The sequence below is a fragment of the Streptomyces sp. NPDC026246 genome (genome assembly GCF_055567995.1).
Map to the genome: position 1 here is coordinate 232,477 of NZ_JBVHPJ010000011.1, position 19,460 is coordinate 251,936.

The window sequence follows — 19,460 nt, forward strand, 5'->3', positions numbered from 1 at the left end:
GCCCTGTTCGTCCCTCCGGAAAGGCCCCGAGCCGGATACCCGATCGGAGACGCGGCGTCGTCCGGCTATGCTCGTGGGGGCAACATCGCCTGGGCCCTTAGCTCAATTGGCAGAGCAGTGGACTTTTAATCCATTGGTTGTGGGTTCGAGTCCCACAGGGCCTACCGCAGGCAGCCGGAGCAGACGGCCTCCGGCCGCTCGAAGAAGCGCCCCGACCGGGAAGACCGGTCGGGGCGCTTTCTCGTCCAGCGGGGCGGGGCCGGTCAGCTCGTGGCGAGCATGCCCGAGCGCAGCCGGGCCACCGTGCGGGAGATCAGCCGGGAGACGTGCATCTGGGAGATGCCGAGGCGGGCGCCGATCTCGGCCTGGGTCAGCTCCTCCACGAAGCGCAGGTGCAGGATCAGCCGCTGGCGCTCGTCCAGTTCGGCGACGAGCGGGGCCAGCGTGTGGAAGTCCTCGACGAGTTCGAGAGCCGGGTCGTCCTCGCCGATGAACGCCGACAGCGTCGCATCGCCCTCGTCGCCCTCGCCGGTGATCGCCGCGTCGAGGGAGGAGGACGTGTAGCCGTTGGCCGCGATCTGCGCCTCGACGACCTCTTCCTCCGACAGGTTCATCAGCGCGGCCAGCTCGGACACCCTCGGGGCGCGGCCGAGACGCGAGGCCAGTTCCTCGGTGGCCTTGGCGAGTTCCGTACGGGCCTCCTGCAGCCGGCGCGGCACGTGCACGGCCCAGGAGGTGTCGCGGAAGAACCGCTTGATCTCCCCGATGATGTACGGCACCGCGAAGCTCGTGAACTGCACCTCGCGGGAGACCTCGAAGCGGTCGATGGCCTTGATCAGCCCGATGACGCCGACCTGGACGACGTCCTCCATCGACTGGCCGTTCGCCCGGAAGCGGCGGGCCGCGAACCGCACCAGCGACATGTTCATCTCGATGAGCGTGTTGCGCGCGTACTGGTACTCGGGCGTGCCCTCCTCCAGTACCGCGAGGCGGTCGAGGAACTGGCCCGTCAGCTCGCGCGCGTCCTGCGGGGCGAGCTTCTGCGGTTCGGCGATCCGGGGCAGCTCCGCACCGGTCTCGGTGGCGGAATCCGTCGTCGTGCCGATGCGCATGGTCGCGGTCACGGGCCCTCCCTCGTAGTCCGGCCCGCTCCGGTCCCCCGACAGGCCACCTTCAGCGCCGCTACCCACAGTCTCCCCTCCCATGCCCCCCGGGTGTCCCGCCGAGACGTTGACCACAGTCGACGCAGGCCGGGGCGGTGCCGGGGTAACCGGACATGTGCTGCGACCGTACGGGCCGACCGGACGGGCAGGAGGGTGGGGACGGTGAGGGGCGCGGAAAGGGACCGAGGGACATCCGGAGCGGACAGTTGTCGTTTGACAACTATAGTTGGCGGACAACAACCTAGCCGTGCCGAACGTGCCGGGGGAGCGAACCGGAAGAATCGATCCCGGGCCGCGGCGGGCAGGTCAGGCAGTCCGGGATCCGGACGAGCGGGAATCGTCGGAGTCGTCGTGTATCTGGGCCGCCGCCGCTTCGCAGAACGCCTCCAGTCCTCGCACCAGTGCGCCCCGCTCGGCGGCGGGCATCTGGTCCAGCACCGTGCGCAGTGCCTGCTCCCGGCGCCGGCGCAGGTCGGCGAGGAAGGCACGGCCGCGCCCGCTGAGGTGCAGCCGCACCTCGCGCCGGTCCGGGGCGCTGACCTCGCGCTCGACGAAGCCGGCCGCCTGCAGCCGGTCGCAGAGCCGGCTGGTCGAGGGCGGTGTGGAGGCGAGGGAATCGGCGAGGGTGCGCAGGTTGATGCCGTCGTGGTGTTCGAGGATGAACAGCACGCGCAGCTGCGAGGCCGAGGCCGGCGCGGTCGAGGCCCGGCCCCACAGGACCTCCAGCAACTCCGCGGCCGTCGAGGTCACACGGGCGACCTCGGCAGGCTCAGGACGGGGTCGGAGGGAAGTCACAGTCACACTCTCGCAGGCACCGGGGTGGCCGTCAGCGTACTAGGCGCGCCGGGAGCCGCGGGGTGACGGCCAGGCAGCTGCCCGTGTCCGCTGCCGGGGCCGGGGCCGGTAATCGTCGACTTACTGAACAGAGACAGGTGTTCCGACATCGTGAGTGCGATCGACAACAGATTCGTCGCCGCCGAGCGCGCCCTGCGCACGGCGGCACCCCATCAACTGCTGGACGCGGTCCGTCGTGTACTGACCGATCAGTACGCGGCGGACTCCGTCGAGCTGTTCCTGGCCGACTACGGCATGTCGGTGCTCCAGCCCGTGTCCGTGCTGCCGCACACCCTGGAGCCGGTGCCCGTGCACAACAGCCCGGCGGGCCGGGCCTTCGGCGCGCAGGAACCGTACCTGGAGAGCGTCGCGGGCGGATCGGTCCGCGCGCATCTGCCGGTCAGCGTGCGGGGCGACCGGCTCGGGGTGCTGACGGTGACCCTGCCCGGCACCGAACACGCCGAGGACTGCGTGGGCGAACTGGCCGAGGTCGCCGAGGTGCTCGCGCACGAGGTCGTCGTGGCCGAGCGGGACACCGACCTCTACCTCCAGGCGCGCCGCCGGGACCGGCTCACGCTGGCCGCCGAGATGCAGTGGCAGCTGCTGCCCGCCCGCTCCTGCGCCCGTCCCGAGTACGAACTGGGCGCGCAGCTGGAACCGGCGTACGCCATCTTCGGGGACAACTTCGACTGGTCCGCCTCGGCCGACCGGCTCAGCCTGTACGTGACCAACGGCATGGGCGAGGGCATCGAGGCGTCCCTGCTGACCAGCCTGGCCATCAGCGCCCTGCGCAACGCGCGCCGCGCCGGCCTGGCCATCGACGACCAGGCGGCGCTGGCGGACCAGGCGGTGTACGCGCACTACCGGGGCCGCTGCTACCTCTCCGTGCTGATGCTCGACATCGAGCTGGCCACGGGGCGTGCCCGGGCGGTGGACGCGGGCTCCCCGCAGTTGCTGCGGCTGCGCCGGGGCACGGTGGAACGGGTCGCCTTCGAGGCCCAGCTGCCGCTCGGCATGTTCGAGGAGACGGACTACGTCGTGCAGGAGTTCGCCGTGGAGCCCGGTGACCGGCTGGTGTTCGTCAGCGACGGCGTCTACGACGTCGCCTCCCCCGGCGGCGAGGCCTACGGCGACGCCGCCCTGGCCCGGGCGATCCAGTCGACCCGGCTGCTGCCGGCCACCGAGGTGCCCCGGGCCCTCCTGCGCGAGCTGTCCGGCCACCGCGGCCGGCCCGTCCCGGACGACGACGCCCTCGTGGTGTGTCTGGACTGGCGTGGCCGGTGAGGGATGGGGGAAGGCGCCGGTCAGGGACGTCGGTGTACGACTGTTTGGTGGTGCCGACCGTCGGCACTAATGTTTGTCATAGGGCAAGTAATGAGTGAGGGCGCCGTGATGGACCTCGGTTCGGCCCGTGCGAGGGAGCGATGCAAGTGACGGTGTCGGAAGCACATGCCGGGCAGGGGCCGGCCGCGCACGAGGTGAGCGCCTTCCTCGAGCGGCGGCGGGAGCAGATCGCCCAGCGGTGGGCGGACGCCGCGCTGTTCCGCACCGTCTTCACGGTCTCACGCGACGAGGCGGTCGAGGCGGGCCGGGCCGTACTCGCCGCCCTCGCGGCCGTCGCCGCCTCCGAGCGGCTGGACGACATCCGCGCGCCCGGATTCGAGGCGGTGCGCGACCAGTTGGGCCGCATGGCCGCCTCCCGCGCCCGTACGGGCACCGACCCGGACGGCGTCGCCGACGAGGTGGCCGCGCTGCGGCTCCCGGTGGTGGACCTGCTGCGCGCCGAGTTCGAGGACCCCGGCTCCCCGGACGCGCAGGAGTGCGTGGTGGCGCTCACCGTGCTCATGGGCACGCTGCGGCTGGTCGTGATGGAGACCACGCTCAGCGCGGGTGAGGCGCTGATCGCCCGGCAGCGCGAGCAGTTGCACGAGGTGGCCACCCCCGTGATCAAGCTGTGGGACAGCACGGTCGCCGTCCCGCTCATCGGCACGCTCGACAGCGCGCGCAGCCAGGTGGTCATGGAGAGCCTGCTGAACGCGATCGTCGCCGAGCGCGCCCGGTACGCCATCCTGGACATCACCGGTGTGCCCACGGTCGACTCGCTGGTCGCCCAGCACCTGATGAAGACGGTCGCGGCGGCCCGGCTGATGGGCGCCGAGTGCATCGTCTCGGGCATCCGGCCCGCCATCGCGCAGACGATCGTCCACCTGGGCATCGACCTCGGCACGGTGATCACCCGCGCGAGCCTGGCGGACGCGCTGGCCTACGCGCTCAGCCGGCAGGGCGTGGAGATCGCGCCGCTGCGGGCGGCCGACCCGGCGGACGCGGGCGCGCGGTGACGCTGCCCGCGGGGGACGGGTCCCCGCTGTCCGCGCCGGTGCACGGTCACGCCTTCACCGTGCCGGTGCTCCGGCTGGGCGACGTCCTGCTGGTCACGCTCCAGGGCGAGTTGCACGACGCCATGGCCGAGCAGTTGCAGCACGACGTCGCGGCCCGGATCGCCGGATCCCGAGTGACCGGGGTCGTCATCGACATCTCCGGCGTGGAGATCGTCGACTCGTTCCTGGGCCGGGTCCTCGCCGAGATCGCCGCCGCGGCGAAACTGCTCGCGGCGCGCACGGTCCTGGCCGGGATGCGCCCGGCCGTGGCGATCACCCTCGTCGAACTCGGCCTCACACTGCCGGGGTTGAGGACCGCCCTGGACGTCGAGCGCGCCATGGAGCTGCTCGCCGCCGACCCGCGCGACGGAGGGGGGAGTCCTTGATGCAGGCTTCCCGCCACGCCGCCCCGGCCACCCTGCCGATCGGCTCGGACGCCGATCTGGCCTGGGTGCGGCAGCAGGTCCGGCAGACGGCCGCCGAGCTGGGCTTCGGTCTGGTGCAGCAGACCAAACTGGTCACCGCGGCCAGTGAACTGGCCCGCAACACCCTCGTCCACGGCGGTGGCGGCCATGTGGAGATGACCCCGCTGGTCACCGGGCCGGCGCAGGGGCTGCGGCTGGCCTTCGTCGACACCGGGCCGGGCATCCGCGACCTGGACCTGGCGATGACCGACGGCTACACCAGCGGCGGCGGGCTGGGCCTGGGCATGAGCGGGGCCAAGCGGCTCGTGCACGAGTTCCGGGTGGACAGCCGGCCGGGTGAGGGAACCACCGTCACCGTCACGGCCTGGGCCACGGCCGTGCCGCCCTCCCGGCCGGAGCCCTGATGAGCAGGGTCTGGGACGTGCCCGTGGACGACTCGACCCGGGTGCGGGACGTCCGGGTCGCCGCCGAGGAGGCCAGCGCGTGCGCCGGACTGCCGGCGAACCGCACGGCGTCCGCCGCGCTGGTGGCGACGGAACTGGCGACCAACCTGCTGCGGCACGCCGAGGGCGGCCACGTGCTCATCGGCCTCGTCGAGCGGACGGACGGCGGCGGTCCGCGCACCTGTGTGCAGCTCCTCTCGCTGGACCACGGGCCCGGCATCCCGGACGTGGCCGCCGCGATGCGCGACGGTTACTCCACGACCGTCGCGGCCTCCCTGGGCGCGGGGCTCGGCACCTGCCGCCGGGTCGCGAACGACTTCGACCTGCACAGCGCCGTCGGCCGGGGCACCGTCGTGCTGGCCCGGATCGACCACGAGATCGCCGTCCGCCACCCGGGGACGTCCGCGCCGCCCCCGCGCGCCGGCGGTGTCAACGTCCCCCTGGGCCGGGCGGCCCACTCCGGCGACGCCTGGGCCCGTGTCCGCGCCGGGGACCGGCTGACCCTGCTGCTCGCCGACGGGCTCGGGCACGGGGAGAAGGCCGCCGAGGCCTCCACCGCGGCGGTGACCGCGCTGCGCGGCCTGGCCGAGCTGCCGCCGCCGGAGATCCTGCGGCGTCTGGGCCCGGCTCTGCGCCCCACCCGGGGGGCGGCCGTCGCCGTGGCGCAGGCCGATCTGTCCACGGGACGGCTGGACTTCGCCGGGATCGGCAACGTCGGCGCCCGGCTGCGCACCGGCGGGGAGTGGCGGCCGCTGCTGTCCCGGCCCGGCATCGTGGGGGCCCAGGCACCGGCCGACGTCCCCGTGCAGAGCGGGCCGTGGCACGACGACAGCCTGCTGGTGCTGCACAGCGACGGTCTGCCCAGCCGCTGGAGCACGCCCGAGGACGTGCTCCTGACCTGCGACCCGGCGGTGGTCGCCGCGGTGGTGCTGCGCGACTCGGGCAGTGCGGCCCGCCCGGTGCGCGACGACACGTGTGTGGCGGTGCTGAAGGGGGGCTCGCCCGGGGCTTGACGGCCGGGCGGGGGCGTGCGGACCGGGCGGGGGCGTGAGGCCGGGCCGGGGCGAGGGGACCGGCCGGTCCCTCGGATCCCTCACGGGCCGGCGGGTGGCTCGCCGGCTCGGGGCGGCGCGTGGTCCTGGGCGGCCAGGAAGGCGCGCAACCCCCTTCTCAGTGCCTCCCGTTCGGCAGGCCGCATCGCGGCCACGGCGACGGTGAGGGCGTGGGTGCGGCGACCGGCGACGTCGCTCAGGACGTTGCGGCCGTGCGTGGTGAGCCGGAGCTGGACCTCGCGGCGGGTGTCCGGGTGCGGGGCCCGTTCCAGCAGGCCGGCCGCCGCGAGCCGGTCGCAGAGGCGGCTGGCGGTGGGCAGGCCGATGTCCAGCCGCTCCGCCAGGGCGGTGAGGTTGAGTCCGGGTGCCCTCTGCACCGTGCGCAGCGCCCGCAACTGATGCGGGGACAGCCGCAGGGACGCCTCCTGGGCCGCGACCGTCCACAGGACCGCCAGGCTGTCCACCGCGTCGGCGATCTGCGAGGCGACGGCTTCCGGGCCCTCGCCCGGCCCCCTGGCCCGGTGGTCACCGGGCCCGCCGAATCCGGTCACAAAACGGTCACTTTCCATAAGCTCCGGGTGCTGTGGAGGTCGCCCTCTTGCAAAGGCTGTACCCGAAGAGCCGAGCGGCAAGCAGACCGTTGCACGGCCGTCACCGGCCTGACGGCGGCTCAGCCCGCGCCGGGTTCCGCCGGTGCGGCCGGCGGCGGGGGGGTGCCGTCCCCGTCCGGCCGGGTGACCGCGTAAGACTTGGCCACGTCCCACTCAGCCCGGCCAGCCCGTCCAGTCCCATCCAGGCCCATCCAGTCCCGCTTTTCCGACCAGCCGCGGAGCGTCGATGCCTCACCCGTACGTCCTGCTGTCCGCCGCCGTCTCCCTCGACGGCTACCTGGACGACACCGGACCCGAACGCCTGTTCCTGTCGAGCCCGGCCGACTTCGACCGCGTCGACGAGGTGCGCGCGTCCGTCGACGCGATCCTGGTCGGCGCGGGCACGATCCGGGCCGACAACCCCCGCCTCCTGGTCAACTCCCCGGAGCGCCGCGCCGCCCGCACCGCCGCGGGCCGGCCCGAGTACCCCCTCAAGGTCACCGTCAGCGGCACCGGCGACCTCGACCCGGAGGCCCACTTCTGGCACACCGGCGGCGAGAAGGTCCTCTACACCACCGACGAGGGCGCCGGGCGCGCCCGCGCCCTCGGCCTCGCCACCGACGTCGTCCCGCTGGGCGCGGCCCTCGACTGGCGCCGGCTCCTCACCCACCTGCACGACGTGCGGGGCGTGCGGCGGCTGATGGTCGAGGGCGGCGGCCTGATCCACACCCAGCTGCTCACCCAGGGGCTCGCCGACGAGATCCAGCTGGTCCTCGCCCCGCTCTTCGTGGGTGACCCCGACGCGCCCCGCCTCTTCGGCCCCGGCGGCTACCCGCCGGGCCGGCTGCGGCTGGTCGACAGCCGCCGGATCGAGGACGTCGTCCTGATGCGCTACGAACCGACCGCCCCCGGCACCGGGCCGCTCCCGGTCGCCGCCGACCACCGCTGGCTGGCCGCCGCCTGCGAGCTCGCGGAGCACTGCCCGCCCTCCGCGACCGCGTTCAGCGTCGGGGCGGTGGTGGTCGCGGCCGACGGCACCGAACTGGCCCGCGGCCACTCCCGCGAGGGCGGCGACCCGGTGGTTCACGCCGAGGAGGCGGCCCTGGCCAAGCTCGATCCGGCCGACCCCAGGCTCGCCGGGGCGACCGTCTACAGCAGCCTCGAACCCTGCGCCCGCCGTGCCTCCCGCCCGGCGCCCTGCGCCCGGCTGATCCTCGACGCGGGTGTGCGGCGGGTCGTCACGGCCTGGCGCGAGCCGGACACCTTCGTATCCGGGGCCGACGGCAGCGGTGTCCTGGCCGCCGGGGGAGCGCAGGTCGTCCTCCTGCCCGAGCACGAGGAGCGGGCCAAGGCCCCGAACCGGCACCTGCTGCCCTGAGCGCGGCGCTCCGGGCCGGGGTGTGCCGGGGCCGGTGCCGGGGGCGCCGGACCGGGGTGTGCGCGAGACGTCCCGCGGATGGCGTACACTGGTGAACACAACGACGCGGGGTGGAGCAGCTCGGTAGCTCGCTGGGCTCATAACCCAGAGGTCGCAGGTTCAAATCCTGTCCCCGCTACTGAAGGCCGAGGGCCGGAATCCGAAAGGGTTCCGGCCCTCGGTGCGTTTCCCTCCGGTCGTCGACCGGCCGTCACACACGGTGAGTGAACCGCCCCGCTGCGCATAACAACTGACACACCGTCAAGTCCCGTGCGGTGTCCGGGAGGCGGTCAACTCGCCCGATTCACCCCGGTCGTGGCAGGTTGGTCCGCGCGAAAAAGGTTAATGATCAAGCGGAAGCGCTGGAATACGCACCGCGCCATCCATTAACGTTCGATAACGCAGCGCGGTCGTCCCAGCCGTCACAGAAGGCGGCTCCGTGCGCACGCGCCGAATCCCGCAAGGGAACCGGGGAACCACCACTTGGGGTGAATCGAGCGGATGCCGCCGTGGCAGCACGGCAGGTATACGCGCGTAGGAGACCTTCCTGCTCCGAACCCGTCAGCTAACCCGGTAGGCGAGAAGGAAGGAAAGGAGCACGCCCACGTGGCGTCCAACCGGCCTGCCCCCGCTGCCCCGTTCGCGGCGGACCAGCGCGACCCCGAGACCTTCGGCTTCGGCCGTCAGCGCACCGACGAGGGCCCGTTCCAGGAGTGGAACCCCACCGCGGAGTCCATCCGCCCCGTCCGTGGCCGGCACCGCGTCTCCAAGCAGCGCGGCGGAGGACTCGCCCGCAGCTCCACCGTCCTCGGCGTCGGTGTCATAGCCGCCGTCGGCGCGGGCGGCATGGCCAGCGCCCAGACCGGCAAGCCGCCGGTGTCGATCTCCGTCCCGGACCTTCCCTCGGTGGGTTCCCTCCTCTCGGACGACGACACCCCCGAAGGCTCCGCCACCCCGCTCAGCAGCCTGGGCACCACGACCGCCGAGGCCGAGCCGGGCGCCGACGGCGCCGGTGAGGCCCTGCGCGCCCGGATCATGGCCCAGGTCGAGCACCAGCAGGACCAGATCGACACCAAGGCCGCCCAGGAGGCCGCGGCCGCCGCCGAGAAGGCGGCCCAGGAGGCCGTCGCCAAGGCCGAGAAGGAGGCCAAGGCCAAGGCCGCCGAGGCGAAGAAGAAGGCGGAGGAGGCGGCCGAGAAGAAGGCCGAGGCCGAGCGGCTCGCCGCCCTCGCCAAGCAGTACACGCTGCCGACCTCCTCGTACACCCTCACCTCCAGCTTCGGCCAGGCCGGCGCCTACTGGTCCTCCGGCTACCACACCGGTCTCGACTTCGCCGCCCCCACGGGCACACCGATCAAGGCGGTCCACAGCGGCACCATCACCGAGGCCGGCTGGAACGGCTCCTACGGCTACAAGACCGTCCTCACCCTCGACGACGGCACCGAGATCTGGTACGCGCACCAGTCGTCGATCGGCGTCAGCGTCGGCCAGAAGGTCGGCACCGGCGACGTCATCGGCCGTGTCGGCGCCACCGGCAACGTCACCGGCGCCCACCTCCACCTCGAAGTCCACACCGGCGGTTCCGCGAGCGGCATCGACCCCATGGCGTGGCTGCGGGGCAAGGGACTCAACCCGTAGACGCACCGCGCCCGTCGAAGCACCGGCAGCCCTGACGACGACCCCCCGGCGTCAGGGCTGCCGGTCTTCGCCGGCCGGGGTGTTCGCCCGGGGTCGTGCGCAGCTTGCGGAATGGGCCGTTCCGCGCGGTCGTTGACCCAGGGTATGACTGCTACGACGAATCTGCGCAAGCTCGGCTCCTCCGACCTCGAGGTCTTCCCGCTCGCCCTCGGCGGCAACGTCTTCGGCTGGACCGCCGACGAGGACCGTTCCTTCGCCGTCCTCGACGCCTACACCGCGGCCGGCGGCAACTTCGTCGACACCGCCGACGTCTACTCGGCGTGGGCCGAGGGCAACCGGGGCGGGGAGTCCGAGACCATCCTCGGCAGGTGGCTCCGGGCGCGCGGCAACCGCTCCGAGGTCGTCGTCGCCACCAAGGTGAGCCAGCACCTCGACTTCCAGGGGCTGTCCGCCGCCACCATCAAGGCCGCCGCCGACGCCTCCCTGCGCCGGCTGGGTACCGACCACATCGATCTGTACTACACCCACTACGACCGGCCCGAGGTGCCCGTCGAGGAGATCATCGGCGCCCTCGACGAGCTCGTCAAGGCAGGCAAGGTGCGGCACATCGCCGCCTCCAACATCTCCGCGGAGCGGCTGCGGGAGTCCCTGGAGTTCTCCGACCGCGAGGGACTGGCCCGCTACGTGGCCCTCCAGCCCCACTACAACCTGGTCTCCCGCGACACCTACGAGGGCGGGCTCCAGGACTTCGCCGAGCGCAGCGGCCTCGCGGCCGTGCCCTACTACGCGCTCGCGTCCGGCTTCCTCACGGGCAAGTACCGCCCCGGTACGACCGTCGAGAGCGCGCGGGCCGGGGGCGCGGCCAGGCACCTGGAGACGGAGCGCGGGCGCCGGGTGCTCGACGCGCTCGACGAGATCGCCGCGGCGCACGAGGTGCCGGTGGCGACGGTGGCCCTGGCCTGGCTCGCCGCCCGCCCGACCGTGGTCGCGCCGATCGCCTCCGCGCGGACGGTGGAGCAGCTGCCGGCGCTGGTGGGGGTGGCGCAGCTGACCCTGACGGACGCGGAGACCGCCCGGCTCGACGAGGCCTCCGCCTGACGGGACGCGGGGGAGCGGCGGCGCGGCTCAGGAGCGGTAGGGGTTGTACGGGCTGTACGCCGGGTGGGGAGCCGGCTGGTGGACCTGGCCGTACGCGCCGTGCACCCCGTGCACCGGCCAGGGCTGCACCATGGCCGGAGGCGGCGGGGAGGTGATCCGGGCCGCGTGGACCAGGGCCGGGCGGGCCGCCTCCCGGCGCCGCCACAGCTCGCCGAGCAGTTCCAGCTCGCGGACCGTGAAGCCGGCGCCGGCCCGGCCGCGGCGGGCCCGGTGGCGGAGGAACGCGAGGGACGTCGCGTATGCCTCGTACCGCGCCACCTCGCGCGCCGCGCCCCTGCCCGCATGGCGCCGGGCGTGGGCGCGGGCGATCCGCCGGGCCCGCATCGAGCCCAGGGCGTACGGCTCCGCCGGGTCCAGCCAGCCGGCCACCGCGTACGCGGGCAGCTCCTCGCGCACGGTCCGCAGCTCCCGCTGCCGGGTCCAGATCACCAGCCACGTCAGCAGACCGAAGATCGGCACCATGAACGCCGCGTACACGGCGAAGAAGCCGTACTCGCCGAACGACGAGGAGCCGTTCCACATCGCGTGCATGCCCATCGCCAGCAGCAGCCCGGCGAGCGGGAACGCCACGCCGCGGACCCGGCCGCGGTCCCCCCGGAGCGCGGCGACGCCGAAGCCGATGCCGGTGAGGACCGTGAACAGCGGGTGGGCGAACGGCGACATGATGATGCGGACGAAGAAGGTCGCCGCCGTGACGGACGCGATGCCCCTGCCGCCGGTCATCTGGTCCGTGCCGAAGGCGGTGCCCAGGTAGAGGATGTTCTCGGTGAACGCGAAGCCGGTCGCCGTGACGCCGGCCACGACGACGCCGTCGATGATCCCCGTGAAGTCGCGTCGCCGGAACAGGAAGACCAGCAGGACGGCCGCCGCCTTGGCGGACTCCTCGACCACCGGCGCTATCACCGTCGCGCCGAGCGTGTCCGCGCCGGACGGGTCCGCGGTGGCCGTGGCTATCCATCTCGTGGCGAAGCTGTTGGCGACGATCGCTATCAGCGCGGCCGCGCAGGCCCCCCAGGCGAAGCAGAACAACAGGTTCCGCCAGGGGCCCGGTTCGACCCGGTCCAGCCAGCGGAACGACGCCAGCAGCAGGGGGACCGGGAGGACGGCCAGGCCCAGCCCGACCAGGAACCCTTCCGTACCGGTCTCCTCGCGCACCAGGGCGAGGATGACCAGGCCGGATATCGCGAGGAGCGTGCTGGGCGCGCCGTAGCGCACCCAGGGCCGCTGCCACCAGTGCGCGTGCCGCAGGGACCCGCCGACGGGGGTGCCGTCGGCGGGTCCGCTGGGATACGGATGCGGGGAACTGGTGGCCACGGCTTCGACCCTAACGACGGAGGGGCGCCGTCCGCAGGCGGGAAGGTGACGGGCGCGGTCAGGCGCCGGCGGAGGGCTGGGGTTGGTCCGCGTGTGGTACGCGCCGGAACAGGAGGTCGTTCACGACATGTCCCTTGTCCAGTCCCTGGCCCTCGAAACGGGTCAGCGGCCGGAAGTCGGGGCGCGGGGCGAAACCGCCGTCGGCCTGGGTGTTCTCGAAGTCCGGGTGCGCCGTGAGGACATCGAGCATCTGTTCGGCGTACGGCTCCCAGTCGGTGGCGCAGTGCAGCAGCGCGCCGGGTCGCAGCCGGGTGGCGGCCAGGGTCAGGAAGTCGGGCTGGATGAGCCGGCGCTTGTGGTGCCGCTTCTTGGGCCACGGGTCGGGGAAGTAGACGCGCAGGCCGTCGAGGGAGTCCGGGGCGAGCATCTCGCGCAGCAGGATGATCGCGTCGCCGTTGCCCACGCGGATGTTGGACAGGCCGTTGTGGTCGGCGAGGTTGAGCAGGTTGCCCTGGCCGGGCGTGTGGACGTCGACGGCGAGGACGTTGGTCGCGGGGGCCGCCGCGGCCATCTGGGCCGTGGCCTCGCCCATGCCGAAGCCGATCTCCAGGACGACGGGGCGGTCGTCACCGAAGAGGTCGCGCAGGTCGAGGGAGCGGCCGTCGATGTCCAGGCCCCACTTGGGCCACAGCCGCTGCAGGGCGTCGGCCTGGCCCGCGGTCACCCGGCTGCGCCGGGGCTGGAAACTCCGGATCCGCCGCTCGAAGTGCGACCCGGCCGGGTCCGGCTTCGGCCCGTCGGGGAAACGCGGCTCGCCCTTGGCCCGGGTGTGGCGGAGGGCGGCGCCGGGCGTCGGCGTCTCGGCGGCGCCGGACGTCCCGGGCTGCGGGCTTTCAGGGGTGTTCGCGGAGTCAGACACAGTGCCCTGATTTTACGGCCGCGGTGCTTCGCCTGGCGCCGGTGGTGGGTCGGGGCCGCGCCGGAGGGTGTCCGTCCTCGGAACGGCGCGATGGGGTGTCGTACCGACTCACTGTCCGTCGACGCGCCAACCAGCTGCGGGCGGACACCCCCCGACACGGCCCCTTGCGTGGGACGGCGGCACCCCGCTACGCCGGGCTGCGGACCTACGCGGCCTCGGCCTGGTCGCCTGGCTGCGGAGGCCTCACAGTGCGCTCAGTGCTCTGCGGGCCACCTCGCGGCCGATCGGCAGGGACGCCGTCGCCGCCGGGGAAGGGGCGTTCAGCACGTGGACCGTGCGCGGGCCCTCGCGGATCAGGAAGTCGTCGACCAGGGTTCCGTCGCGCAGGACTGCCTGGGCGCGCACGCCCGCCGCCGCGGGGACCAGGTCGTCCTCCGTCACGGCGGGCAGCATCCTGCGCACCGCCTGCGTGAACGCGCTCTTGGACAGGGAACGCCGCAGCTCCCCCGCTCCGTACCGCCAGTGCCGGCGGGCGATCCGCCAGGAGCCGGGCCACGCCAGGGTCGAGGCCAGCTCCCGCGGGCGGACCGTGGTCCAGCCGTACCCCTCGCGGGCCAGGGCCGGGACGGCGTTCGGGCCGAGATGGACCTCGCCGTCGATGCCGCGGGTGAGGTGCACGCCGAGGAAGGGGAACGCCGGGTCGGGGACGGGATAGACCAGGCCGCGCACCAGCTCCGGCCGTGCCAGCTCGTAGTACTCGCCCCGGAACGGCACGATCCGTACCTCGGGGCCGTCCCCGGTCAGGCGCGCGATCTCATCGCAGTGCAGGCCCGCGCAGTTCACCAGGACGCGCCCGCGGACGATCTCGCCCGCAGCGGTGAGCACGGCGACACCGCGCTCGGGGCGCCGGTCGACGCGGACGACCCTGGTGCCGTAGCGGATCTCGGCGCCCGAGGCGTGGGCCAGCCGGCGGGCGACCTCGACGTAGTCGCAGACGCCGGTCGTGCCGACGTGTATCGCGGCCAGGCCCCGGACCTCCGGCTCGTACTCGGCGATCTGGGAGGCTCCCAGCTCACGGACCGGGATGCCGTTCTCCCGGCCGCGCTGCACGAGTGCGTGCAGGCGGGGGAGCTCCGTGCGGTCGGTCGCGACGATCAGCTTGCCGGTGACCGCGTGCGGGATGCCGTACTCGGCGCAGAACTTGACCATCTCGGCCGCGCCGCGCACCGCGTAGCGCGCCTTGAGGGAGCCGGGGCGGTAGTAGATGCCGCTGTGGATCACGCCGCTGTTGCGGCCCGTCTGGTGGCGGGCCGGGCCCGGCTCCTTCTCCAGGACGGTGACCCGTGTGCCCGGCGCGGCGCGCGTGATCGCGTAGGCCGTGGACAGGCCGACGATCCCGCCACCGATCACCAGCACGTCACCGTCGTATGCGGTCCCCACGCGCACCACCTCCCGCCTCGATAGTGCACTGCGCCACTGACAGCGGGTTCAAACGCGGGGACGGCGGACGCTCACGCGGGGGTCACCAGCAGGGGCCGGGCCCGCTCGCGCAGCTCGACCACCCGCGGCTCGTCGCCGTAGGGCTCCAGCCGGTGCAGGAGATCCTTGACGTACTCCGTGGTGCGGGCCGAGGAGATGCGGCCGGCGACCTCGACCGCCCGCACGCCCTGCTCGCACGCGGCGTCCAGGTTCCCCGACTCCAGTTCGGCGACGGCGGAGACGACCAGGCGCAGGCCGTGCGAGCGGACGAACTCCTCCGTCGGCCGCGACAGCGCCTGCTCGGTGAAGCGGCGGACCTGGCGGGGTGCCTTGAGGTCGCGGTAGCACTCGGCGGCGTCGGCGCAGAACCGGTCGTAGGAGTAGAAGCCGAGCCAGCTCGGGTCGTTGTCGCCGGGCCGGGCCCGCTCCAGCCAGCTCTCGGCCGCCTTCAGGGCGCCGCCCGCCGCGTGGGCGTCACTGGCGCGCGCGTGCGCGCGTGCCTCGACGAGGCGGAAGAAGCTCATGGTGCGGGCCGTGGCGAGGCCGCGGTTGCGCTCGAGGGCGGCCTGGGCGAGGTCCACGCCCTCGTCACCGAAGCCGCGGTAGGTGGCCTGGAGGGACATGGAGGCCAGGACGTAGCCTCCGAGGGGGACGTCGGCGGCGGCCCGGGCCAGGCGCAGGGCCTGGATGTAGTAGCGCTGGGCGGCTTCCTGCTGGCCCGTGTCGAAGGCCATCCAGCCGGCGAGACGGGTGAGCTCCGCGGAGGCGCCGAACAGCGCACGGCCGACCTCGTCGGAGTAGGAGCCCAGCAGCAGGGGGGCCGCCTCCACCCGTAAGCACTCGGGCACCATCGACGAACGCCAGTCGCCGCCGCCGTACTTGGAGTCCCAGCGGCGCGCGTCCTCGGCGGCCTCCCGCAGCTTCTGCACATCGCTGTGGCCGACTTTGAGCGGTGCGCCGGAGTCCTCGCCGGAACCCACGTCACGCGCCACCGAACTGTCGGCCGGGGTTATCAGCCAGCGCGAGGCGGGCGTGGCGTACGCGCTTACTGCGAACGATCCGGCCAGCGACTGCCAGATGCCGCCGGAGCCGGCACGGCGGCCGGCGAGGTCGAGGCGGTAGAGCTCGGTGGCGGACCGCACCGCCTGGCCGACGTCCCGGGGGAAGGCGAGCCCGACCTCGGGCGCGGGGTCGGCGTCCGCGAGGCCGATCTCGTGCAGCGGCACCGGGCGGCCGAGTTTCTGGCCGATGGCCGCGGCGATGAGGTGCGGCGCCGCACCCTGCGGCACCATGCCCTTCGACACCCAGCGCGCCACCGAGGTCTTGTCGTAGCGAAGCGTCAGTCCCCGCTGGGCGCCAAGATCGTTGACGCGCCGCGCGAGGCCGGCGTTGGAAATTCCCGCGAGGGCGAGAACGGCGCCGAGCTTTTCGTTCGGCCCGCGTTGCTCCCTGGACATGCGCCACCCCTCGACACAGACGGCTGCCGCGCTGGCATAACCGTGCGGCATTCGTAAACCCAGCGTAGTTCGCCGCATCCCAAGCGTTAAGGGGCATTCTTCCGGTTGGCGGGATTGTGGTCCGTACTGAAGTGCGGTTCAGATACGGGCAGTTGCAACGTGCTCCCGGTGTGTGGCCGTGCGCCCGCCCGTGCGCTCTTCTCCGGCCATCCCGGGAGCGGTTCCATGGTTCCCGCGTGGGTCGGCCCGCTGTACTGGATCCAGTGGGCTGGGGGACACCGCCGCCTTCATCCCCGCGGGCGGCGGAACGGTCCGGGAGGCGCGTTCCGTCTCCCGGACTGCGCGACCGGGCAGTCGTGCGCGGAGCCTGTACGGAGCGTGTTCGACTCCGGTCGCACGTCGGCTATTTGGCCGAAAATCGACCCCGCCTTCCGGGCTGTGCCGACGCTCCGACCACGGTACTTGAGGGCGCTTCGGGCGTGATTGGGGCGCATTTCGGGGGCGCATTCGCGTCGCGGTCCTCCCGCGGACATGTCGCCGGCCTGCCTTGCATGTTGGCCGGACTTCTCTTCCCGCTCCCGGTCTTCTCGCGTTCTCGTCGTTCTTCTGGCGCCGGGCGTACGTTCGTCTTCGTCTTCGTCGTCGGTCGTTGTCCGTTGTCGTCCGCCGTCCTCCGTCACCCCTCCGCGGCGCCCGTATCGTCCTGCCGTGTGCGGGCGTTGGGGGTGCATCGGATCGTGCGGGCGGCTCCGCCGGGGCGCATCCGGCGGAGCGCGAGCGGCGCGGGCACCCTCCGGAGCGCTTCCTTCATGGCAGCATGGTGAACCGGTTCGTGCGGTGCACTGGTTGTCCACAGCCTGTGGAGGCGGCGATGCGGTGGTTGGTGGGATGGAGCAGCACCGCCGCGGGAGCCGTCGCTGCCGGCACGGCGGGGGCGACGGGGAGCGACGGCGAGACGCTGCACCCGGTGGGGTCCCAACTCCTGTGGGGCGACCCCGATCCACTGTGGGCGGTCGGCGACTGGCGTCCCGACGAGGTGCGGGTCGTGAAGGCCGACGAACACACCCGGATCGCCGTGCTCGGCATCTGCGGAGCCACCGACGAGCAGTTGCGCGTCGCCCTGTTCGCCGCGCGGGGCGGGGCTCTGCGCCACCTGACCGCCTGGCCGGGCAGCTACACCGCGATCGTCCAGGTCGGCAGGAGGATCACCGTCTGCGGTGATCTCGCGGGCGTCCGGCCGGTGTTCCACACACCGTGGGCCGGCGGCACCGCGTACGCGACCGCCGCCCTGCCGCTGGCCGACCTCATCGAGGCCAACCTCGACTTCGGGCACCTCGCCGCACTGCTGGCCGCCCCGGACGTGCCCGCCGCGCTGCACGACTCCACGCCGTACGACGGCGTGAAGCGCATTCCGCCGGGGCACGCCCTGATCCTGCGCGCCGGGGCCCGCGAGATCGCCGGGTACGAGCCGCGGGCCTCACTGGCGGTGGCCGCCCCGCCGGCCGACCCCGACAGCGCCGTCGACGCCGTGCGCGACGCGCTCGTGGAGGCCGTCCGCACCCGCCTGTCCGCACCCCGGCACGTCCCCGGCGCGGACATCGACCCCGGGCCCGTGCCCGGCATGGGCCCGGCCGAACGGCGTGCCGCCCGGGGGATGCCCGTGCCCGGCATCGGGGCCGACCTGTCCGGCGGCCCGGCCTCGGGCGCGCTGGCCCTCCTCGCCGCCGGGCTCCCGGGGATGCCCGGCACCGTCCTCGGGCACGGCACGGGTGCGGGGGAGCGGCTGCTCGCCGTCACCTTCAACGATCTGGCCGTCAAGGCGCCCGAGGCCGAGCTGGAGCAGGCCGGGGCGCTGGCCGCGAACCCGCGGCTGCACCATGTGGTCGTCGCGGGCGGCGAGGAGACCCTGCCGTACGCCGACCTGGACGGACCGCTGACCGACGAACCCGGGCCGTGCCTGGTCACGGCGGCACGGCACCGCGCCCGGCTCGCTGCGGGCAGCGCGGACCACTTCACCGGCTACGGGGCGCGGCAGGTGCTGGACGCGCACCCGGCACGCCTGGCCGACCTGCTGATGGACCGCAAGCGGCGCCATCTGGTGCGCCCCGTCGCGGCGTTGACCAAGGCGGACGGGTCGGTGCTGGTCCCCGCGCGCGTGTACGCGGCGGCCCGGCGGCTGTCCCGTACGCCCTACCGCACGGGCCTGGAGTCCCTCGCCGAGCGGCTCCTCGACCCGCGGCCGGACGACGGCCTCGGCGCGTCCGGCGGGGCGGTGGAGGCGTCCCTCGCCGCGCTGAGCTGGGGCAGACCCGGGCCGGCGGCGCGCTGGCTGACCGGTGAGGCGCTCGCCGAAGTATCGGTTCGCCTCCAGGCGGCCACGCACCGGTCGGAGCTGGTGGGGCCCGGGCAGCGGCCGGGCGACTTCCGCGCGCGTGCGGCCCTGGCCCGGTACGCCGCCGACCTGCGGGTGCTGGAGCAGGCCGCGGAGATCCGCTTCCAGCGGCTGCACGCGCCTTTCCTCGACAACCAGGTCGTCCGCGCGGCCCGCGCTCTGCCCGAGGCGCTGCGGGTACGGCCCGGGGCACGGGCGGCGATCCTGCGCACGGTGCTGGAGGGCGCCGGCGTGCGCGAGCTGCCGCCCGGCTGGGGCGTTCCGGCCCCGGCGACGACGGCGGCCGCCGCACGCACGGGGCTGCGGGTCGCGGCGGACTCCCTGATCGGCCTGTTCGAGACGCCGTTGCTGGCGGAGGCGGGACTCGTGGAGGCCCGTGTGGTCCGCAAGGCGCTGCGCGGAGCGGCGGCGGGCGAACCGCTCCCCCTCGACGGTCTCGCCGAGCTGGTCTCCCTGGAACTGTGGCTGGGCCGCCTGCTGTCCCGTCGCGGCACGTGCTGGACCGGCACCCCGGCGAGGGCCCGGGCGGTGCCGGCGGGAATCGCCCCGCGGCGGGGGGCGCTGGGAGCGGGAGCCGGGGGGCCACGGGGGTGACAGGCCCACGCCCGTCCCGAGAACCTCCCCGGGCCTGCCCGTCCCCGACAGCCCGCTCGACCACCGCCCGCCTCGCCCCCGACCCGCGCTGACCGGCTCCGGACAGGCAACCGGCCCCGTGCCTTCTCTCTTGTGCTGCCTGCCGCGTCGCCTGCGCGTCCCGTCCTGCCACTCGGCACCGGCAGGGGATTCGCCCGCGGCCGTCTG

General features: G+C 73.8%; 16 protein-coding genes, 2 tRNA genes and 1 riboswitch. Of the genes, 11 read left to right on the forward strand and 7 right to left on the reverse strand.

Annotated features, from left to right (window positions below):
* The first annotated feature begins 91 nt into the window (after positions 1-91).
* Positions 92-164: transfer RNA gene (locus ACZ4M5_RS26545), tRNA-Lys, on the forward strand.
* A gap of 99 nt (positions 165-263) precedes the next feature.
* Here the strand turns inward: ACZ4M5_RS26545 and ACZ4M5_RS26550 are convergent.
* Together ACZ4M5_RS26550 and ACZ4M5_RS26555 are read right to left on the reverse strand one after the other, a co-directional pair.
* On the reverse strand, positions 264-1,112 hold the full coding sequence (locus ACZ4M5_RS26550; protein ID WP_467740329.1) for an RNA polymerase sigma factor SigF: 849 nt from the start codon (positions 1,110-1,112) through the stop codon (positions 264-266).
* A gap of 357 nt (positions 1,113-1,469) precedes the next feature.
* Positions 1,470-1,964 (reverse strand): MarR family transcriptional regulator, encoded by a 495-nt coding sequence (locus ACZ4M5_RS26555; RefSeq protein ID WP_467740299.1) that lies wholly within the window; start codon positions 1,962-1,964, stop codon positions 1,470-1,472.
* 144 nt (positions 1,965-2,108) lie between these two features.
* On the opposite strand from ACZ4M5_RS26555, the gene ACZ4M5_RS26560 reads away from it, so the two are divergent.
* From ACZ4M5_RS26560 to ACZ4M5_RS26580, 5 genes are all read left to right on the forward strand, one after another.
* The gene (locus ACZ4M5_RS26560; RefSeq protein WP_467740300.1) at positions 2,109-3,281 is read left to right on the forward strand and encodes a PP2C family protein-serine/threonine phosphatase; all 1,173 of its coding nucleotides are present in this window, start codon (positions 2,109-2,111) and stop codon (positions 3,279-3,281) included.
* A gap of 140 nt (positions 3,282-3,421) precedes the next feature.
* Positions 3,422-4,336: an STAS domain-containing protein gene (locus ACZ4M5_RS26565; RefSeq protein ID WP_467740301.1), complete on the forward strand. Its 915-nt coding sequence runs from the start codon at positions 3,422-3,424 to the stop codon at positions 4,334-4,336.
* A 2-nt stretch (positions 4,337-4,338) separates the two neighbouring features.
* Positions 4,339-4,761: an STAS domain-containing protein gene (locus tag ACZ4M5_RS26570; RefSeq protein ID WP_467740330.1), complete on the forward strand. Its 423-nt coding sequence runs from the start codon at positions 4,339-4,341 to the stop codon at positions 4,759-4,761.
* Positions 4,761-5,204, forward strand: coding sequence for an anti-sigma regulatory factor (locus ACZ4M5_RS26575; protein ID WP_467740302.1), 444 nt, complete (start codon positions 4,761-4,763; stop codon positions 5,202-5,204). Before ACZ4M5_RS26570 ends, ACZ4M5_RS26575 begins: the two co-directional genes overlap by 1 nt.
* A complete protein-coding gene (locus ACZ4M5_RS26580) occupies positions 5,204-6,256 on the forward strand; it encodes a SpoIIE family protein phosphatase (RefSeq protein WP_467740303.1) in 1,053 nt (350 codons plus the stop codon). The genes ACZ4M5_RS26575 and ACZ4M5_RS26580 overlap by 1 nt, the downstream gene beginning before the upstream one ends.
* 80 nt (positions 6,257-6,336) lie before the next feature.
* Here the strand turns inward: ACZ4M5_RS26580 and ACZ4M5_RS26585 are convergent, their stop codons facing one another.
* On the reverse strand, positions 6,337-6,846 hold the full coding sequence (locus tag ACZ4M5_RS26585; RefSeq protein ID WP_467740304.1) for a MarR family winged helix-turn-helix transcriptional regulator: 510 nt from the start codon (positions 6,844-6,846) through the stop codon (positions 6,337-6,339).
* Positions 6,847-7,132: 286 nt separating this feature from the next.
* Here ACZ4M5_RS26585 and ACZ4M5_RS26590 point away from each other — a divergent pair, with 286 nt between their 5' ends.
* From ACZ4M5_RS26590 to ACZ4M5_RS26605, 4 genes are all read left to right on the forward strand, one after another.
* Positions 7,133-8,263 carry a dihydrofolate reductase family protein gene (locus ACZ4M5_RS26590; protein ID WP_467740305.1) on the forward strand — a complete coding sequence of 377 codons (1,131 nt, stop codon included), beginning with the start codon at positions 7,133-7,135 and terminating at the stop codon, positions 8,261-8,263.
* Positions 8,264-8,367: 104 nt separating this feature from the next.
* Positions 8,368-8,441: transfer RNA gene (locus ACZ4M5_RS26595), tRNA-Met, on the forward strand.
* Between the two features lie 299 nt (positions 8,442-8,740).
* A riboswitch (cyclic di-AMP (ydaO/yuaA leader) is annotated at positions 8,741-8,897 on the forward strand.
* An 11-nt stretch (positions 8,898-8,908) separates the two neighbouring features.
* Positions 8,909-9,940: a M23 family metallopeptidase gene (locus ACZ4M5_RS26600; protein WP_467740306.1), complete on the forward strand. Its 1,032-nt coding sequence runs from the start codon at positions 8,909-8,911 to the stop codon at positions 9,938-9,940.
* 144 nt (positions 9,941-10,084) lie between these two features.
* Complete coding sequence (locus tag ACZ4M5_RS26605; RefSeq protein WP_467740307.1) at positions 10,085-11,038, forward strand: aldo/keto reductase; 954 nt, start codon at positions 10,085-10,087, stop codon at positions 11,036-11,038.
* Positions 11,039-11,065: 27 nt separating this feature from the next.
* Here ACZ4M5_RS26605 and ACZ4M5_RS26610 read toward each other — a convergent pair whose 3' ends face one another.
* The 4 genes from ACZ4M5_RS26610 to ACZ4M5_RS26625 form a co-directional block, all read right to left on the reverse strand.
* The gene (locus tag ACZ4M5_RS26610; protein WP_467740308.1) at positions 11,066-12,412 is read right to left on the reverse strand and encodes a PrsW family intramembrane metalloprotease; all 1,347 of its coding nucleotides are present in this window, start codon (positions 12,410-12,412) and stop codon (positions 11,066-11,068) included.
* A 58-nt stretch (positions 12,413-12,470) separates the two neighbouring features.
* Positions 12,471-13,331: a tRNA (guanosine(46)-N7)-methyltransferase TrmB gene (gene trmB / locus ACZ4M5_RS26615; RefSeq protein WP_467740309.1), complete on the reverse strand. Its 861-nt coding sequence runs from the start codon at positions 13,329-13,331 to the stop codon at positions 12,471-12,473.
* Positions 13,332-13,574: 243 nt separating this feature from the next.
* Entirely contained in the window at positions 13,575-14,780 is a 1,206-nt protein-coding gene (gene lhgO / locus ACZ4M5_RS26620; RefSeq protein ID WP_467740310.1) for an L-2-hydroxyglutarate oxidase, read from the reverse strand.
* A gap of 62 nt (positions 14,781-14,842) precedes the next feature.
* Positions 14,843-16,267: an MFS transporter gene (locus ACZ4M5_RS26625; protein ID WP_467740311.1), complete on the reverse strand. Its 1,425-nt coding sequence runs from the start codon at positions 16,265-16,267 to the stop codon at positions 14,843-14,845.
* A gap of 871 nt (positions 16,268-17,138) precedes the next feature.
* Between ACZ4M5_RS26625 and ACZ4M5_RS26630 the strand changes: the two genes are divergently transcribed.
* On the forward strand, positions 17,139-19,253 hold the full coding sequence (locus ACZ4M5_RS26630) for an asparagine synthase-related protein (protein ID WP_467740312.1): 2,115 nt from the start codon (positions 17,139-17,141) through the stop codon (positions 19,251-19,253).
* Positions 19,254-19,460: the final 207 nt, after the last annotated feature.

Bases quoted from the DNA above. Each gene is read 5' to 3' on its own strand.
- ACZ4M5_RS26590 (WP_467740305.1), top strand. From the start codon at position 7,133: ATGCCTCACCCGTACGTCCTGCTGTCCGCCGCCGTCTCCCTCGACGGC.
- ACZ4M5_RS26565 (WP_467740301.1), top strand. From the start codon at position 3,422: ATGCAAGTGACGGTGTCGGAAGCACATGCCGGGCAGGGGCCGGCCGCG.
- ACZ4M5_RS26580 (WP_467740303.1), top strand. From the start codon at position 5,204: ATGAGCAGGGTCTGGGACGTGCCCGTGGACGACTCGACCCGGGTGCGG.
- ACZ4M5_RS26550 (WP_467740329.1), bottom strand. From the start codon at position 1,112: ATGCGCATCGGCACGACGACGGATTCCGCCACCGAGACCGGTGCGGAG.
- ACZ4M5_RS26625 (WP_467740311.1), bottom strand. From the start codon at position 16,267: ATGTCCAGGGAGCAACGCGGGCCGAACGAAAAGCTCGGCGCCGTTCTC.
- ACZ4M5_RS26575 (WP_467740302.1), top strand. From the start codon at position 4,761: ATGCAGGCTTCCCGCCACGCCGCCCCGGCCACCCTGCCGATCGGCTCG.
- ACZ4M5_RS26630 (WP_467740312.1), top strand. From the start codon at position 17,139: ATGCGGTGGTTGGTGGGATGGAGCAGCACCGCCGCGGGAGCCGTCGCT.
- ACZ4M5_RS26605 (WP_467740307.1), top strand. From the start codon at position 10,085: ATGACTGCTACGACGAATCTGCGCAAGCTCGGCTCCTCCGACCTCGAG.